This window comes from Savagea faecisuis (assembly GCF_042675605.1).
GTDB lineage: Bacteria > Bacillota > Bacilli > Bacillales_A > Planococcaceae > Savagea > Savagea faecisuis.
Genome location: NZ_JBHTJF010000035.1, coordinates 23781 through 41816, shown reverse-complemented (window position 1 = coordinate 41816; position 18036 = coordinate 23781). Strand labels below are relative to the sequence as shown.

General features: G+C 40.3%; 17 protein-coding genes. 16 read left to right on the top strand and 1 reads right to left on the bottom strand.

The window, feature by feature from the left end:
- The first annotated feature begins 27 nt into the window (after nucleotides 1–27).
- The 12 genes from zapA (at nucleotide 28) to uvrC (ending at nucleotide 13086) form a co-directional block, all read left to right on the top strand.
- Nucleotides 28–288: a cell division protein ZapA gene (gene zapA / locus ACFQ0V_RS10880; protein WP_381013337.1), complete on the top strand. Its 261-nt coding sequence runs from the start codon at nucleotides 28–30 to the stop codon at nucleotides 286–288.
- 9 nt (nucleotides 289–297) lie between these two features.
- A complete protein-coding gene (locus ACFQ0V_RS10875) occupies nucleotides 298–840 on the top strand; it encodes a CvpA family protein (protein WP_381013334.1) in 543 nt (180 codons plus the stop codon).
- Nucleotides 841–882: 42 nt separating this feature from the next.
- Nucleotides 883–2583, top strand: coding sequence for a DNA polymerase/3'-5' exonuclease PolX (gene polX, locus ACFQ0V_RS10870; RefSeq protein ID WP_381013331.1), 1701 nt, complete (start codon nucleotides 883–885; stop codon nucleotides 2581–2583).
- A gap of 15 nt (nucleotides 2584–2598) precedes the next feature.
- Nucleotides 2599–4947: an endonuclease MutS2 gene (locus ACFQ0V_RS10865; protein ID WP_381013328.1), complete on the top strand. Its 2349-nt coding sequence runs from the start codon at nucleotides 2599–2601 to the stop codon at nucleotides 4945–4947.
- A gap of 16 nt (nucleotides 4948–4963) precedes the next feature.
- Complete coding sequence (locus tag ACFQ0V_RS10860; RefSeq protein ID WP_381013325.1) at nucleotides 4964–5377, top strand: DUF350 domain-containing protein; 414 nt, start codon at nucleotides 4964–4966, stop codon at nucleotides 5375–5377.
- 243 nt (nucleotides 5378–5620) lie between these two features.
- Entirely contained in the window at nucleotides 5621–7303 is a 1683-nt protein-coding gene (locus tag ACFQ0V_RS10855) for a long-chain-fatty-acid--CoA ligase (protein ID WP_381013322.1), read from the top strand.
- Nucleotides 7304–7438: 135 nt separating this feature from the next.
- Entirely contained in the window at nucleotides 7439–8020 is a 582-nt protein-coding gene (locus ACFQ0V_RS10850) for a TetR/AcrR family transcriptional regulator (protein ID WP_381013319.1), read from the top strand.
- 94 nt (nucleotides 8021–8114) lie between these two features.
- On the top strand, nucleotides 8115–8882 hold the full coding sequence (locus ACFQ0V_RS10845; RefSeq protein WP_381013317.1) for an enoyl-CoA hydratase: 768 nt from the start codon (nucleotides 8115–8117) through the stop codon (nucleotides 8880–8882).
- 65 nt (nucleotides 8883–8947) lie between these two features.
- A complete protein-coding gene (locus ACFQ0V_RS10840) occupies nucleotides 8948–9721 on the top strand; it encodes an electron transfer flavoprotein subunit beta/FixA family protein (RefSeq protein WP_381013314.1) in 774 nt (257 codons plus the stop codon).
- 31 nt (nucleotides 9722–9752) lie between these two features.
- On the top strand, nucleotides 9753–10721 hold the full coding sequence (locus tag ACFQ0V_RS10835; protein ID WP_381013312.1) for an electron transfer flavoprotein subunit alpha/FixB family protein: 969 nt from the start codon (nucleotides 9753–9755) through the stop codon (nucleotides 10719–10721).
- Between the two features lie 200 nt (nucleotides 10722–10921).
- On the top strand, nucleotides 10922–11236 hold the full coding sequence (gene trxA, locus ACFQ0V_RS10830) for a thioredoxin (protein ID WP_381013309.1): 315 nt from the start codon (nucleotides 10922–10924) through the stop codon (nucleotides 11234–11236).
- A 59-nt stretch (nucleotides 11237–11295) separates the two neighbouring features.
- Nucleotides 11296–13086, top strand: a complete 1791-nt coding sequence (uvrC, locus tag ACFQ0V_RS10825; protein ID WP_381013306.1) for an excinuclease ABC subunit UvrC — start codon at nucleotides 11296–11298, stop codon at nucleotides 13084–13086.
- A 22-nt stretch (nucleotides 13087–13108) separates the two neighbouring features.
- Here uvrC and ACFQ0V_RS10820 read toward each other — a convergent pair whose 3' ends face one another.
- Nucleotides 13109–13528, bottom strand: coding sequence for a DUF2507 domain-containing protein (locus tag ACFQ0V_RS10820; protein WP_381013303.1), 420 nt, complete (start codon nucleotides 13526–13528; stop codon nucleotides 13109–13111).
- Between the two features lie 190 nt (nucleotides 13529–13718).
- On the opposite strand from ACFQ0V_RS10820, the gene ACFQ0V_RS10815 reads away from it, so the two are divergent.
- The 4 genes from ACFQ0V_RS10815 to ACFQ0V_RS10800 all read left to right on the top strand — a co-directional run bounded on the left by ACFQ0V_RS10815 (nucleotide 13719) and on the right by ACFQ0V_RS10800 (nucleotide 18030).
- Nucleotides 13719–14327: a succinate dehydrogenase cytochrome b558 subunit gene (locus ACFQ0V_RS10815; protein ID WP_381013300.1), complete on the top strand. Its 609-nt coding sequence runs from the start codon at nucleotides 13719–13721 to the stop codon at nucleotides 14325–14327.
- 56 nt (nucleotides 14328–14383) lie between these two features.
- Nucleotides 14384–16129, top strand: coding sequence for a succinate dehydrogenase flavoprotein subunit (gene sdhA / locus ACFQ0V_RS10810; protein ID WP_381013298.1), 1746 nt, complete (start codon nucleotides 14384–14386; stop codon nucleotides 16127–16129).
- A gap of 27 nt (nucleotides 16130–16156) precedes the next feature.
- Nucleotides 16157–16924 carry a succinate dehydrogenase iron-sulfur subunit gene (sdhB, locus tag ACFQ0V_RS10805; protein ID WP_381013295.1) on the top strand — a complete coding sequence of 256 codons (768 nt, stop codon included), beginning with the start codon at nucleotides 16157–16159 and terminating at the stop codon, nucleotides 16922–16924.
- Nucleotides 16925–17160: 236 nt separating this feature from the next.
- On the top strand, nucleotides 17161–18030 hold the full coding sequence (locus ACFQ0V_RS10800; RefSeq protein ID WP_381013292.1) for a 3-hydroxyacyl-CoA dehydrogenase family protein: 870 nt from the start codon (nucleotides 17161–17163) through the stop codon (nucleotides 18028–18030).
- The last annotated feature ends 6 nt before the right edge of the window (nucleotides 18031–18036 follow it).

The window sequence follows — 18036 nt, the reverse complement described above, 5'->3', positions numbered from 1 at the left end:
ATGTACAGTCGGTAGGGGGTTGAGAGTGTGGCGGATGAAGAGAAAAATCGTGTCGAAGTCGATATTTATGGGCAGTCCTACACGATTGTCGGAAGAGAGAGCCGAGAACAAATGAGACTCGTCGCGACGATGGTCGATGACAAAATGCGTGAAATACGCAAAGTCAATCCAGCTTTAGATAGCACGAGGCTCGCTGTACTCACCGCTGTGAACAGTGTAAACGAACAAGTGAAGTTGAAAGAGCAAATAAAACAATTACAACAACAGTTGGAACAATTGAAGGGTTGACAGGCCAAGATGTTTGATATTTTAATACTTTTATTATTAGGAATCGGCTTAGTGTTAGGGTTTCATAGAGGACTCATTATGCAATCGATTCGTTTTTCAGCGTTATGGATTGCGATTTTAATCGCTTATTTCCTTTATCAAAAACTAGCATCTTATTTCGTTTTATGGGTTCCTTATCCGAATGTTCAAGCACATGAGAAATTAGCATGGGCTTCTGAACAACTCGATTTAGATATTACGTTTTACAATGCTCTAGCATTCGTTGCGTTATTTTTCGTTAGTTATATTATTTTACTTATTGTCGTCGCAATGTTTGATTATATGCGTTACGCATATGTGATGAAATTTGAAACGAGATTTATTAGTGCTGGTATTGGATTTTTAGAAATGTATTTTATTTTATTTTTTATATTTTCAGTGATGGCATTATTACCACTTGATTTTGTACAAGGGATTGTCAATCGCTCATTTTTCATGAGAATGATGTTTGAACATACGCCATTATTGTCGCGTATTATGCAAAATTGGTGGTTTTCGTATATGACAAATTAAGCTTCCCACATTGAGCGGGGAGCTTTTTTTCGAGGTGAGGAAATGGACAAAAAAACAATTATTCGTACGTTAGAACAAATTGCATTACACATGGAACTACTCGGGGAAAACCCGTTTAAAATATCCGCATTCCGTAAAGCAGCGAACACTTTAGAATTAGACGGTCGTAGCTTAGCAGAAATGGACAATATTTATGAGTTGAAAGGAATCGGAAAAAGTACAGGAACCGTCATTCGTGAACTCATTGAAAAAGGGGAGTCTGAAACTTTAAAGGAACTGGAACAACAAGTTCCAAAGTCGATGTTAGATATGTTGAAAATTCCTGGACTCGGTGGAAAGCGAATTGCTAAAATTCGTGAAGCGTTAGGGATTGAATCGATCGAAGCGCTGTACGAGGCAGCGAAAGCGAATGAAATTAGTCAATTACCCGGTTTTGGAAAAAAGACCGAGCAAAACTTTATCGAAGCGATTGAACAATTGAATGAGCGCAGCGATAAACATCCGCTTTGGCTCGTCGAAAAAATGGTGAAAGAAGTAGCGACTGCACTCGATCAAATTGAAGAAGTCGAAAAGTACGAAGCGACAGGAAGTTACCGTCGTCGTGAAGAGGAGAGTAGTGATTTAGATTTCATCGTCGTGACAGCACAACCAGAAGCTGTGACTGACCAAATGAAAGAGTTATTGCCTATCGACTCTATTATTGGAAGTGGGGAAGCGAAATTTTCTTTTACTGCTCATTTTGATGAATATGTTGATGTCGACATTCGTTTCGTGACAGCGGAGCAATTTGCGACAGCGATTCACCATTTCACAGGCTCGAAAGACCATAATGTGAAAATGCGTCAACGTGCGAAAGAGCGCGGTGAGAAAATTAGTGAATACGGTGTCACTTTAGAAGATGGCACGATGCAAACGTTCGATACAGAAGAACAATTTTTTAATCACTTTGATTTGCCATTCATCCCACCGAACTTACGTCAAAATGGGGCAGAATTAGAAAAGTTAGATGAAATGGAACGCATGGTGAAGATTGAGCATATTAATAGTGACCTCCATATGCATACGACATGGTCAGACGGGGCATTTTCCATCGGTGAAATGCGAGAAGCTTTGAAGGCGAAAGGGTATACACATGCGGTCATTACCGACCACTCTCAATATTTAAAAGTAGCGAACGGATTAACACCAGAGCGTTTATTTGAACAACAAAAAGAAATTACAGCGTCGAATACAGATGATTTTTTATTGTTGAGTGGAACGGAGATGGACATTTTACCTGATGGCACTCTCGATTTCGATGATGAAGTGCTCGCAAATCTTGATTTTGTGATCGCTTCAATTCACTCTAGTTTCAATCAAAAAGAAGAAGAAATTATGGATAGACTTCACGAAGCGATGAAAAATCCTCACGTCGATATGATTGCGCATCCGACAGGTCGTGTCATCGGAAAGCGTGATGGTTATGCAATCGATATTCCACAATTTTTGCAGTGGGCGAAACAATATAATAAAATTGTAGAAGTGAATGCGAGTCCGTATCGTTTAGATTTAAGTGTAGAACATTTAAAATTAGCGAAAGAACTCGGTGTATGGATTGCGATCAATACAGATGCGCATGCGATCGATCAATTGGATTATATGGAACTCGGTGTATTGCATACACAAAAAGCGTATATAGAACGAGAACAAATCGTCAATACGTGGACGAAAGAGCAATTTTTAGAACGAATTGTTCATAAATGAAAGGAAGTGTAAGACATGGAATCACGTGTCTTGAAAACTTTAGAATATGACAAAGTGATCGAACAAGTCGCGACGTTTTGTGCGACGACGATTGGAAGAGAGGCGATTCAATCGCTTCGGCCTTCTACGGAATTAACAGCTGTACAGGAAATGTTAAATGAAACGGATGAAGCGCTCGCTGTTTTGCGTGTGAGAGGCCATGCGCCACTCGGCGGAATCTTCGATATAAAACCCCACGCCAAACGCGCGCAAATTGGTGGGATGCTATCTGCACAAGAACTGATGGAAATTGCGAGCACGATACGAGCGAGTCGCATGATGCGTCAATTTATTGAATTACTTAACGACGAACAGGAAATCACGATACCGTTACTCGTTGCGAAAAAAGATGAATTGCCGATTGTTACACAATTAGAACATGAAATTAACCGTGCGATTGACGATAATGGAAAAGTATTAGATAGCGCTTCGAGCACGTTGCGAAATATTCGTCAAAAATTGCGCACTGCCGAATCGCGCGTACGTAGCCGTTTAGAAAGTTATACACGCGGTGCAAATGCGTCGAAAATGCTTTCGGATTCTATCGTGACGATTCGAAATGATCGCTTCGTTTTACCAGTAAAAGCAGAGTACCGCTCGCATTATGGTGGCATTATTCACGATATGAGTGCGTCGGGTCAAACTTTATTTATCGAGCCAGATAGCGTCGTGCAAGCGAATAACGACATTCGTGAGCAAAAGATGAAAGAAAAAGAAGAAATTGATAAAATTTTAATGACATTGTCGGGACTAGTCCAAGAAGTAGCGCACGATCTATTCACTTTAATTGACGTGCTTGCCACATTCGATATCGTCTTTGCGAAAGCACGTTACGGAACGGAACATAAATGTACGAAGCCTGAAGTGAATGATGAAGGATATATGAAATTGACGAAAGCGCGCCATCCGTTACTTCCTATAGAAGAAGCAGTTGCAAATACGATTGAATTTGGCGACGATGTGACGACGATTGTCATCACAGGACCGAATACGGGTGGTAAAACCGTTACGCTTAAAACGGTCGGACTGTGTACGCTTATGGCACAATCAGGTCTGCCGATTCCTGCACTTGATGGTTCGGAAGTGGCGGTCTTTGAATCGGTCTATGCGGATATTGGAGACGAGCAGTCAATCGAACAAAGTTTAAGTACGTTTTCTGCTCATATGGTGAACATCGTCAGCATTTTAAAGAAATTTAACGAACGTTCCCTCCTTCTCTTTGACGAATTAGGCTCAGGGACGGATCCACAAGAAGGGGCAGCGCTTGCGATTGCGATATTAGACGAAGTTCACGGTACAGGGGCACGCGTCATGGCGACGACACATTACCCAGAATTGAAAGCGTATGGCTACAATCGTCCAGGTGTTGTCAATGCGAGCGTCGAGTTCGATATTGATACATTGAGTCCAACATATCGTTTATTAATTGGAGTGCCAGGGCGCAGTAATGCGTTCGAAATCTCAGATCGACTCGGTTTACAACATCACATTATCGACCGAGCGCGCTCATTTACGGGCGAAGATCGTGGCGAAGTGAATACGATGATTGCGAGTCTTGAGAAGAGCCGTGTCGATGCTGAAAAAGATGCGGAGCGCATGGCGAAGCAACTAGCAGAAGCAGAGCAACTACGTGAAGAGCTCGAACGAGAATTAGAAGAACTTCGCAAAAATGAAGAGCGCCTCGTCGAAAAAGCAACGAATCGTGCAGAAAAAATCGTCGCGAAAGCGGAAGCAGAAGCGGAAGAAGTAATGCAAGAGTTGCGTGATTTAAGGCTGTATGCACGCGCTGATGTTAAAGAACACGAACTGATTGAAATGCGCAAACGTTTAGAAGGAGCAAAACCAGAACGAGTGAAGAAAGAAGGCCCTAAAAAGACGACGATGCGTCCGCTAAAAGTCGGTGATGAAGTAAAGTCGCTCGACTACGGTCAAAAAGGTACGCTCGTTGATAAGCTAGAAGATGGACAATGGGTCGTACAAATCGGTATATTAAAAATGAACTTACATGAAGATCGTTTAGAATTTGTAAAACCTGAAAAAGAACAAAAGCCTGTCACGACGGTACAACGTCACCGAGCGCCAGCTAAAATGGAACTCGACCTACGAGGGATGCGCTATGAAGAAGCGATTCAACGAACAGAACAATATATTGATGATGCACTTTTAGCGAATTTACATCAAGTATCGATCATTCATGGTAAAGGGACGGGTGCTTTAATGAAAGGTGTTCAAAAAGTATTGAAGCGCCATTCGCGCGTAAAAGAATATCGTTTCGGTGAAGCGGGAGAAGGCGGATACGGTGTAACTGTCGCAACATTGAAATGATGAAGGAGAATCATCTATGATGAAAACGAATTTTTGGTCCCATCCACTCGTTGAAACGGCTGGCTATTTTAGTGTAGTTGTACTTTGCTTAATCGTTTCGATGGTATTATTTGAAATGGTGACAAAATACAATAACTGGGAAGAAATTAAAAATGGGAACTTATCTGTCGCGCTCGCAACAGGAGGAAAAATCTTCGGTGTCGTCAATATTTTCCGCTTTTCGATTCAACAACACACTTCGTTGCCGACGATGATTGGATGGGGATTGTACGGTTTTACTTTACTCGTTTTCGCTTACTGGCTGTTTGAATTTTTAACACCGAAATTTCATGTGGATGAAGAAATCGAAAAAGATAATCGGGCGGTCGGATTTATTTCAATGACTATTTCAATTAGTTTATCGTATGTTATTGGGGCAAGTATTGCATAGGAGTCGATCAAATCAATGGAACGTTTATCTAAAATACTCATTTTAGCATGTGTCATTTTTATCGCTATCGGCATCTATTGGATGATGACGAACAGTCCATCTTAACAAATTGAAGTGCTAGTGAACTTTGCGTTTACTAGCATTTTTTTTGTTATCACTATATAATATATGTATAAACGATTGTTTCCTTAAATGTAAGCGTATTCAATTGTGAGAGAACATGGTACAGAAGGGGGAATAGAAATGACGGAAAAAATTTGGTTAAAACAATATCCAGAAGAGATTCCGCAACAAGTTCAGTATGAGGAAAGAACACTTCAGTCTTATTTGAGTGAAGCGGGAGAAGAAGCGAGTGAGCAAATCGCGATTCACTTTATGGGGAAAGAATTGACGTATGCTGAAATGATGAGGGCAGCGAAACGGTTAGGAGCATACTTGCAAAAGGTCGGCATTGAAAAGGGAGATCGTATTGCTGTCATGTTACCGAACACGCCACAAGCTGCCATTGCATTTTACGGTGTGTTATACGCAGGTGCGATTGTCGTACAAACGAATCCACTTTACACGGAGCGGGAACTAGAATATCAATTGCAAGATTCTGGCGCGAAAGCAATCATTACGTTGAAAGCGCTTTATCCTAGAGTGGCAAATATTCGTCAACGAACAGAGTTAGAACATATTATTACGACAGGGGTAGAAGATTATTTACCATTCCCTAAAAATAAAATCTACCCTTCCATAGAACGTAAAAAGACAAAAGTGATTGTCGATTTTCCGAAAGACTCCCAAATTTCGGATTTCAAACAAATTGTTGAACAAGAACAAGGTGAATTGACAGAGTATGATTTTGCATTTGATGATGTGGCTGTTTTGCAGTATACAGGAGGAACGACAGGACCACCGAAAGGCGTCATGCTCACACATGAAAACTTAGTATCGAACGTTTCGATGTGTAATGCTTGGTTGTATCAATCAGAAAAAGGAAAAGAAGTAGTACTAGGCATCATCCCGTTATTCCATGTGTATGGAATGACAACAGTGCTATTGCTTTCTGTTATGCAACATTATAAGATGGTTTTAATGCCACAATTTAAACCTGAGGACGTTTTGAAGACGATTGAGAAACAAAAACCGACATTTTTCCCAGGAGCACCGACGATTTATATCGGTTTACTCAATCATCCTAAAATTGAAAAATACGATTTATCCTCAATCGAAGCTTGTATTAGTGGCTCTGCACCACTTCCAGTCGAAGTGAAAAAGAAATTTGAGCAACTAACAGGCGGACGATTAGTAGAAGGATACGGATTAACAGAAACATCTCCAGTGACACATGCGAACTTCGTTTGGAAAAATGAAGCGCGTGTCGGTTCTATCGGAGTACCGTGGCCGAATACAGATGCTTGTATTTTAGGACCGCATGACAGTGACGCGGTAGGCTCTGAATATGTAGGAGAGATTGCGATTAAAGGACCACAAGTGATGAAAGGGTACTGGAATCGTCCGCAAGATACAGAGGAGACGTTCCGAGACGGTTGGTTATTAACAGGAGATCTCGGTTACATGGATGAGGATGGATATTTCTATATCGTCGACCGCAAAAAAGATATGGTCATCGCAGGTGGTTTCAATATTTATCCGCGTGAAATTGAAGAAGTATTTTATGAACATGAAGCGGTGCAAGAAGTCGTCGTCATCGGCATACCTGATCCGTATCGCGGAGAAACAGTAAAAGCATTCATCGTGTTACGTCCAGGATATGAAGTGACTGAAAAAGAATTAAATAAATTTGCTCGAAAACACCTTGCAGCATTTAAAGTTCCACATTATTATGAGTTTAGAGAAGATTTGCCGAAAACAGCAATCGGTAAGATTTTACGTCGAGTATTAATCGATGAAGAGAAGAAAAAAACAAAAAGTAAGTAAAAGTGTTGACGAAATAAAAATTAGTGTGTAATATAAATAGTGAATGAATGTTCATTCACTATTTATTTGCACAAAATATGAACGACCATTCATTCATAATTGATTTGTAGAGTAGGGGCGCAAGGTGGTGGAACAATGAAAAGAGAAAAACCGAAGTATATGCAAATTATCGATGCAGCAGTTATCGTCATTGCTGAAAACGGTTATCACGGTTCGCAAGTCGCAAAAATTGCGAAACAAGCAGGGGTAGCAGATGGAACAATCTATCTTTACTTTAAAAACAAAGATGATATTTTAATCTCTGTCTTTAAAGAGAAGATGGGGGTATTCATTGAAAGACTTCGTGAAATTGCGCATCGACCAATCTCCACAGAAGAGAAATTGTATGAACTAGTGAAAAATCATTATACGATTTTACAAAATGACCACCATTTAGCGATTGTCACACAACTGGAATTGCGTCAAACTCGCAAACCGTTACGTACGAAGATTAGTGATATTTTAAGAGAATATCTTTCCCTCTATGATTATATTTTAAAAGAGGGCATCGAAAACGGCGTCTTGAAAGATTCGATCGATATTCGTCTATTGCGCCAAGCGATATTCGGAATGATTGATGAAACATCGACATCATGGGTCATGACAGGTCAAAAGCATAATTTAGTCAGTTTAACTGACGAAGTTCATCAATTGATTCTTCATGGATTGAAAAAGTAACACGTATCAAAATGAGTGCGAAAGTTTTCGCACTATCATTTTGACACTCATAATAAATTGTAGTAAAGTGAATGACATAAAAAGGGGTGATAGGATGGTATTACCAAAAATGGATATTAATAATAGAGTCGCAATGATTACGTTTAACAATCCGCCAGCGAATGCTTTGAGCTCAAAGATTGTAGCCGAAATCGATCAACTTTTAAACGAGATTGAAAGCGATTCCAATATCCGAGCAGTCGTTTTACATAGTGAAGGTAGATTTTTCTCTGCGGGAGCAGATATTAAAGAATTTACCGAGCTAGATGGCAGTCGTGGAGCTGAAGAGTTAGGAAGAAAAGGTCAAGAAGTGTTTAACCGCATTGAGACATTTTCGAAGCCTGTTATCGCAGCGATTCACGGAGCAGCTTTAGGTGGGGGACTTGAGTTAGCATTAAGTTGTCATATTCGATTAGCGACAAAAGATGCCAAACTTGGTTTACCAGAATTACAGCTTGGCTTAATTCCAGGCTATGGAGGAACGCAACGTCTACCTCGCATCGTCGGTCAAGCACATGCGGTTGAAATGATTTTATCAGCGGAACCAATCGACGGTGAGAAAGCGCATACAATTGGACTCGTCACAAAAGTTGTCGATGAAGCGAATTTAGTAGAGGAAGCTGTTCAACTTGCACAAAAGCTTGGCTCGAAAAGTCCAGCATCAACGAAAGCAGCATTGCAACTTATTCACAAAGCAATCGCATTGCCAGAAGATGAAGGCTTCTTAAATGAAAGACAAGCATTTAGCGAAGTGTTTGAAACGGCAGATGCAAAAGAAGGCATTCAAGCTTTTATTGAAAAGCGCAAACCAAATTTTAGTTAATTAACGTTCAATATGAACGGTTAATCATAATTTAAGCATTAAATATTGAACAGGAGGGTTCTATTATGAATATTGTAGCTTTAGTAAAAAGAACATTCGATACAGAGGAAAAAATCGTCATCAATGGCGGTCAAATTAACGAAGATGGTGCGGAGTTCATCATCAACCCATACGATGAGTATGCGGTAGAAGAGGCAATCGTTTTACGCGATGAGCACGGTGGTGAAGTGACAGCACTTTCAATCGGTAGCGAAGAAGCAGAAAAGCAACTTCGTACAGCACTCGCAATGGGAGCAGATAAAGCGGTGTTAATCGACACGGAAGATGACCTCGACGTGATGGATGAATTTACAATCGCTAAAATTATCGCGACATACTTGAAAGATCAAGAAGTGGACCTTATCATCGCTGGAAACGTAGCGGTTGATGGTGGTTCAGGTCAAGTAGGACCACGTGTAGCAGAAATGCTCGGCATCAACTGCATTACGACAATTACAGACATTAAAGTAGACGGAGACGACGTAACAATCGTGCGTGACGTTGAAGGGGATACAGAAACGATCGAAACGAAACTTCCACTTCTCGTAACGGCACAACAAGGATTAAACGAACCACGTTATCCATCACTTCCAGGAATTATGAAAGCGAAAAAGAAACCGCTTGAAGAGCTTGAGTTAGATGATCTCGACTTAGATGAAGATGATGTAGAAGCGAAAACAGAAACAGTGGAAGTATTTTTACCACCAGCGAAAGAAGCAGGTAAAATTCTTGAAGGTGAAGTCGCAGATCAAGTATCTGAACTCGTCTCACTATTGAAAAACGAAGCGAAAGTATTGTAATCATAGATAAAACGTGTAGGAGGGAATCATTATGTCTAAAAAAGTACTCGTATTAGGTGAAGTAAAAGATAATGCATTACGTAACGTATCATTCGAAGTGATTGCAGCAGCGAAAACAATCAGCGGTGGAGCAGAAGTAACAGCTCTTTTAATCGGTGACGATGTGAAAGGGTATGCGAATGAACTCGCACAGTACGGTGCAGATCGCGTACTCGTCGTAGAAGATGCTAAGCTCGCCCAATATACATCAGACGGCTATAGCCAAGCGTTCATGGCGGTTTATGAACAAGAGCAACCAGACGCAATCGTAATGGGTCACACAGCACAAGGGAAAGACTTATCGCCGAAAATCGCAACGAAAATCGATGCAGGTCTTATTTCAGACGTAACGTCAATCGAAGGTGAAGGGGACGACGCAGTATTCGTTCGCCCAATCTATTCAGGTAAAGCGTTTGAAAAAGTGAAAATTAACGACGGTTTAACATTCGTTACAGTTCGTCCGAACAACATTACACCACTTGAAAAAGATGAAGGCAAATCAGCAGATGCAGAATCAGTAAGCGCAGACATCGTCGACTTACGTTCAGTCATTAAAGACGTTGTACGTAAATCAACAGAAGGTGTTGACTTATCAGAAGCGAAAGTCATCGTAGCAGGTGGACGTGGTGTGAAAGGTGAAGAAGGTTTCGAACCACTTCAAGAACTCGCAACATTATTAGGAGGAGCAGTTGGAGCATCACGTGGAGCATGTGACGCTGAATACTGTGACTACTCATTACAAATTGGTCAAACAGGTAAAGTCGTAACGCCTGACCTCTACTTTGCAGTCGGAATTTCAGGAGCGATTCAACACGTTGCTGGAATGTCGAACTCGAAAATTATCGTAGCAATTAACAAAGATCCAGAAGCAGAAATTTTCAAAATTGCAGACTACGGAATTGTAGGCGACTTATTTGAGGTAATGCCAATCTTAATTGAAGAAGTGAAAAAAGCAATTTAATGCTAGAAGAGGTGGGGAGCGAATAGTTTATTCGCTTCCCATTTTTTTGCTCAATAGGCAAAACGTTATTCAAAGAAAAAAGGCTATGTTATACTTAAAATGAAGTAAACGTTGAGCAAACAACTAGCCCCCAGGGGTATAAGTTGTTATAATTCAAAGTGAATGAATTGTTCAATGACAATCTAAGGAGGATTTTAATTATGGCTATTATTAATGCAACAGACGCAACATTTAACGAATCAATCGCAGAAGGTGTCGTACTCGTAGACTTTTGGGCTCCATGGTGCGGACCTTGTAAAATGATCGCTCCAGTACTTGAAGAAGTAGCGGACGAAGTAGACGGAAAAGCGAAAGTTGTTAAAGTTGACGTTGATGACAACCAAACAACAGCAGCACAATTCGGTGTTATGTCAATCCCAACGCTCATCGTATTCAAAGACGGTGAAGCAGTAGATAAAGTAGTTGGCTTCAACCCGAAAGAAAAATTAGTTGCTTTAATCGAAAAGCACCTATAAGATGAACAAAACAAGACTAGGTCGCCTATGGCAACCTAGTCTTTTTAGTAGGTGAGATGATGAATGAACAATTGCAAGAAAAACTAAAAATTTTGCCAGAGCGCCCTGGTTGTTATTTAATGAAAGATCGACAAGGGGAAGTTATTTATGTAGGAAAAGCGAAAGTATTGAAAAATCGAGTGCGCAGTTACTTTACGGGAAGTCATGACGGAAAAACAGCCCGCCTCGTCCAAGAAATTGTCGACTTCGAATACATTGTGACCGATACGGAAATTGAATCACTCGTTTTAGAACTCAATTTAATTAAACGATACGATCCGCGTTACAATATTATGTTGAAAGATGATAAAACGTATCCTTACATTCAAATTACGAACGAAAAATATCCCCGTCTTCTCGTGACACGCAACGTAAAAAGAAAGAGCGGTAAATATTTTGGTCCTTATCCGAACGCATACGCAGCACAAGAAACGAAAAAGCTGCTAGACCGCATTTATCCATTTCGAAAATGTCGTCATTTGCCGAAGCAAGTTTGCTTATATTATCATTTAGGACAATGTCTCGCTCCTTGTGTGTATGATGTTCCCGAAACAACTTACGAAGAAATGATTAAAGAAGTGAGTCAGTTTTTAAAAGGCGGATACGGAGAAGTGAAAAAAAAGCTGGAGCAAAAAATGATGGATGCTTCTGAAAAGTTAGAGTTCGAGCGCGCAAAAGAATACCGCGATCAAATCGCCCATATTGAATCCGTTATGGAAAAACAAAAGATGTCGACGAGTGACTTTACTGACCGCGACATATTCGGTTATGCCGTAACGGAGCAATACATGTGTGTCCAAGTGTTTTTTGTGCGCCAAGGAAAGTTGATTGAACGAGATGTCTCTATTTTTCCTTATTATCGAGAACCAGAAGAGGAACTCATTACATTTATCGGACAATTTTACAACGATGGCAAACATTTAAAGCCGAAAGAAGTGCTCGTGCCGATTGAAATTGACACTTCTTTACTCGCCCAATTGTTAGCGATTAAAGTTCATGCGCCTCAACGAGGACAAAAAAAGCAAATGCTCGATTTAGCGAAAGACAATGCGGAAGTAGCGCTGCGAGAAAAGTTAACATTAGTGGAAAGAAAATACGAACGTACGGTAGGGGCATGTGTCCACTTAGGAGAATTGCTCGGCATTGATACACCTTTGCGCATTGAAGCATTTGATAACTCCCATTTACATGGAACGAACCCAGTATCAGCGATGGTTTCTTTCGTTGATGGAGAGCCGAGAAGACAAGAATATCGCAAATATAATTTAAAAGAATCAAGTGCTCACGATGATTACGGTGCAATGCGTGAAGTTGTTCGTCGGCGTTACGTCCGTTTATTAAAGGAAGAAAAACCGTTGCCTGATCTCATCGTCATAGACGGTGGAAAAGGACAAATGTCTGTCGCGCGCGAAGTGTTAGAAGACGAACTCGGTTTATTTATTCCGATACTCGGATTAGCAAAAGACGATGACCATGATACGAATGAAGTGTTGTTCGGAGACCCTCCACAAATTATACAAATGAAAAAGACGAGCGATACTTTTTATTTATTGCAACGGATTCAAGATGAAGTACATCGGTTTGCGATTACGTTTCAAAGAGCAAAACGTCAACAGAATGCTTTTCATTCTATATTAGATGAAGTGAAAGGAATTGGAGAACAGCGTAAAAGAAGGTTGTTAATGCATTTTGGATCTGTCGATCATATTAAAAATGCGACAGTTGAAGAATTGAGAAAGTTAAAAATTCCACAAGCTGTCGCTGAACAGTTGCTTGCAACACTCAATCAAAAAGAAAATGGTCAACAGTGAATGATTCACCGGTGACCATTTCTTATAAGCGAGAAGATGCATCCCATTTCACTTCAAATTGAATCCACTGCTTTTTTATATTTTTTTCTGCGTAACATTCCGTTACTCTTTTTTGTAAAGCTTCATGTTGCGCAGCTAAAAACCCTGCTTCTAGTGCGTGGGAAGCTTGTTCAAAGTCTTCCACTGTCGGACGTGTCAATGTATAGATGATCGAGTCGTTTTTCTCTTTTTCAACGATCAATTCTCCCCAGTCAGCTTCTCGGAAAAAATCAGGGAGTTCTTGGAGTGAAAAGAGAGGAAATTCACGGGCGATTTCTTTTCCTACCCAGTAGAGAATATCTTCTTCATGTTTTCCTAAAATTGCTGGTATAACATGATATCTTAATAGTTCGTAGCCGAATTTCGTCGGACGTTTCGTTTCTTCATTAGCCAAAATATTCACCATCCTTTTCAAAAACTTCAAATCAACTTCATATGTAATTGAGAATCGATTGAAAAAGCTTTCGACATCTTGATTTCTTATGTAGTGAGGAGTACAATGAAATTGTAATCACATTGTAACATGAAAGGAGTACGTCGGAAAAGTTTACTTTTAAATTGACGTGCTTCAGCTATAAGGGAGGGTAAAAGACTTGTCGAGAGAATCAGATTTTTTCTTACGTCGTCTTCATTCACTGCTCGGAGTCATTCCAGTTGGGTTATTCTTAACACAACACTTAATCATTAACTATTTTTCAACGCGTGGTGAAGAAGCATTTAACGCAGCTTCAGATTTCATGGGAAGCTTACCATTTTTGTATGTGTTGGAGTGGGTAGTAATTTATATCCCATTAATGTTCCACGCATTCTACGGTGTTTACATCGCATTTACTGCGAAAAACAACACAGGTCGTTTCGGTACATACCGCAACTGGATGTTTAAGTTGCAACGTTTAACGGGAGTGTTCTTAGTGATCTTTATCGCATGGCACATTTACCAAACGCGTATCCAAAAGGCACTTGGTGTTGACGTGAACTACGACATGATGGCTGATATTTTCCAATCTACTGGAATGGTTATTTTCTACTTTGCAGGAGTTCTCGCTGCAACATTCCACTTAGCTAACGGAATTTGGGCTTTCCTCGTAACTTGGGGTATTACACAATCTCCACGTTCACAGCAAATTTTCTCTTACGTATCAATCCTTATTTTCATCGCATTATCATTCGTTGGTATCCGTGCGATCTTAGGATTTATGTAAGAAAGTAGATGCAATCAGATTTTGAGATTATGTAAATATTGAGGAGTGAAACAATAATGGCAAAAGGTAGATTGATCGTCGTTGGTGGCGGTCTTGCAGGTCTTATGGCAACAATTAAATCAGCTGAAGCTGGTATGCCAGTTGACTTGTTTTCTTTAGTCCCTGTTAAACGTTCACACTCTGTATGTGCCCAAGGTGGTATTAACGGAGCTGTTAACACGAAGGGTGAAGGTGACTCACCTGCAATCCATTTAGATGATACAGTATACGGTGGAGACTTCTTAGCGAACCAACCACCTGTTAAGGCAATGACAGATGCTGCACCTGGAATTATTCACCTTTTCGACCGTATGGGTGTTATGTTTAACCGTACAAATGAAGGGTTACTTGATTTCCGTCGTTTCGGAGGTACTTTACATCACCGTACAGCATTCGCTGGTGCGACAACAGGACAGCAATTATTATACGCTTTAGATGAGCAAGTACGTTCACATGAAGTAGCTGGCCTCGTTCAAAAATATGAACACTGGGAGTTTTTAGGAGTTATTCTTGATGACGACGGTGTTTGTCGAGGAATTAAAGCACAAAACTTAAAGACAATGGAGATTAAATCATTCCGTGGAGATGCGGTTATTATCGCGACAGGCGGACCTGGTATTATCTTCGGTAAGTCAACGAACTCTGTTATTAACACAGGTTCTGCAGCTTCAATCGTTTACCAACAAGGTGCGAAATACGCAAACGGTGAGTTCATTCAAATTCACCCAACGGCTATCCCAGGAGATGACAAACTTCGTCTCATGAGTGAATCAGCACGTGGTGAAGGTGGACGTGTTTGGACGTATAAAGATGGTAAACCTTGGTACTTCTTAGAAGAAAAATATCCTGACTATGGTAACTTAGTTCCACGTGACATTGCGACACGTGAAATTTTCGACGTCTGTGTAAACCAAAAGCTCGGTATTAATGGCGAGAACATGGTTTATTTAGACTTGTCACATAAAGATCCACATGAGCTTGATATTAAACTCGGTGGAATTATGGAAATTTATGAGAAATTCGTTGGGGAAGACCCACGTAAAGTTCCGATGAAAATTTTCCCTGCTGTCCACTATTCAATGGGTGGTCTCTGGGTAGACTACGATCAACATACGAATATCCCTGGATTATTCGCAGCGGGTGAAGCTGATTATTCACAACACGGTGCGAACCGTCTCGGTGCGAACTCATTACTTTCTGCTGTATTCGGTGGAATGGTTGCAGGACCGAAAGCTGTTGAATACATTAACGGACTCGATAAGAGTTCGGAAGATGTGGAATCATCAGTATTCGACAATGCAGTTAAAGAAGAGCAAGCGGCTTGGGATGCAACGCTCGCAATGGACGGTACTGAAAATGCGTACATGCTCCATAAAGAGCTTGGTGAAGTAATGACGAAAAATGTTACAGTTGTTCGTAATAACAAAGACCTTGCAGCTACAGATGTGAAAATTCAAGAATTACTCGAACGCTATGAAAATATTAACATTACTGACACACAAAAATGGTCAAACCAAGGTGCGACATTTACTCGTCAGTTAAAGAACATGTTGCAATTAGCGCGCGTTATTACGCTCGGAGCTCTTAATCGTAACGAGAGCCGTGGTGCTCACTACAAACCAGAATTCCCTGAACGTGACGACGAGAACTTCTTAAAAACAACAATCGCTGAATTTACGCCAGAAGCTCCTAAATTATCGTATGAAGATGTAGACGTTTCATTAGTACCGCCACGTAAACGTGACTACACTTCAAAATCGTAGTAATAAGAGGAAAGGGGAAAATACGAAATGAGCGAGAATAAGACAATCGAGTTAAAAGTGCGTCGTCAAGACACAGCTAACTCTGATTCATATTGGGAAGAGTTTTCGATTCCATATCGTCCAAACATGAACGTTATTTCTGCTTTAATGGAAATCCAACGTAATCCAGTGACGAAAGACGGTAAGAAAACGACACCAATTAACTGGGAAATGAGCTGTCTTGAAGAAGTATGTGGAGCATGTTCAATGGTTATTAACGGACGTCCACGTCAATCTTGTACAGCATTAATTGACCACTTACCATCACCAATTACACTTGAGCCGATGTCAACATTCCCAGTCGTACGTGACTTAATCGTCGACCGTGAATTCATGTTTGACTCACTTAAGAAAGTAAAAGCATGGGTTCCAATCGACGGAACGTATGACTTAGGTGAAGGTCCACGTATGCCAGAGCGCAAACGTCAATGGGCTTATGAATTATCAAAATGTATGACATGCGGTGTTTGTTTAGAAGCATGTCCAAACGTTAACGATAAAACAGACTTCATTGGACCAGCTATCCTTTCACAAGTTCGTTTATTCAACACACATCCAACAGGATCGATGAATAAAGATGAGCGTCTTGCAGAAATTATGAAAGACGGCGGACTTGGAGAATGTGGTAACTCACAAAACTGTGTCGTTGCATGTCCGAAAGGGATTCCTTTGACAACGTCAATCGCATCACTTAACCGTGCAACAACAGTTCAAATGTTCAAAAACTTCTTCGGAAGCGACCATATGGTAGACTAAAATCTACACGACTCACCCTAAATTTAGGGTGAGTTTTTTATTTGGAAAAAATATTGTCTTTTTTCATCTCAATGAAACATCATCATACGAAAATTATTTTTATTTAAAACAATTACTTAAATGAGCTGAAGCATTAAAAATTTGCTTTAAACACAAAAAACACTTGCATTTTAAAAGGATAAGGAATATATTAACTATAACATACCGACTGGTTAGTATAGAAAAGGGGCGAGATAATGAGTGTAGAAAAAATTGAACGTGTTGCAGTAATTGGAGCAGGAGAAATGGGACAACAAATTGCTTTACTATGTGCGAAAGGCGGATTTCCAACGCATTTGCATGATCAAAGCGAGGAAGCATTAGAAAAAGCAATTCATAAATTAAATCAATTAACCGATCGTTGGATTGAGAAAGGAAAAGTGACTGTAGAAGAACGAGAAGAGATGTTTGCTCGATTGATTGCAACGACTTCTATCGAAGAAGCGGTTCAATCAGCTGATTTAATTATCGAAGCTGTTGTTGAAAAGTTGGAAGTGAAACGAGAAGTGTTTCAAACATTAGATCGCATCGCTGCACAACATACGATACTCGCGACGAATAGTTCGACAATCGTCAGTTCGAAATTAGCATCCGTTACAAAACGTCCAGACCGAGTGCTCAATATGCATTTCTTTTATCCACCTGTTGTGATGGATTGTATCGAAATTGTAAAAAATGAAAAGACATCTCAACAAACGGTTGATCTCGTATCGCAATTTTGTAAAGAGATTGGGCGAACAGGTATCGTCATTGAGAAAGAGATATTTGGATTTATCGCAAACCGCTTTGTTTTAGCTTTAACGAAAGAAGCACTTCACTTATACGAGGGAGGATATGCTGATTATGAAAATATCGATCTTATCGTGAAGAAAGCACTCGGTCATCCACTCGGACCTTTCGAATTAATGGATTTATCCGGACTTGACGTCGGTTATTATGTCAACGTTTTACAGTCTGAAGAGACAGGAAAAGAGGAAGATCGACCAGCACAATCAGTCATTGATAAGATTGAAAAAGGCGAACTCGGACGAAAAACAGGAAAAGGATGGTATGACTATACGAAGTAAGACGAA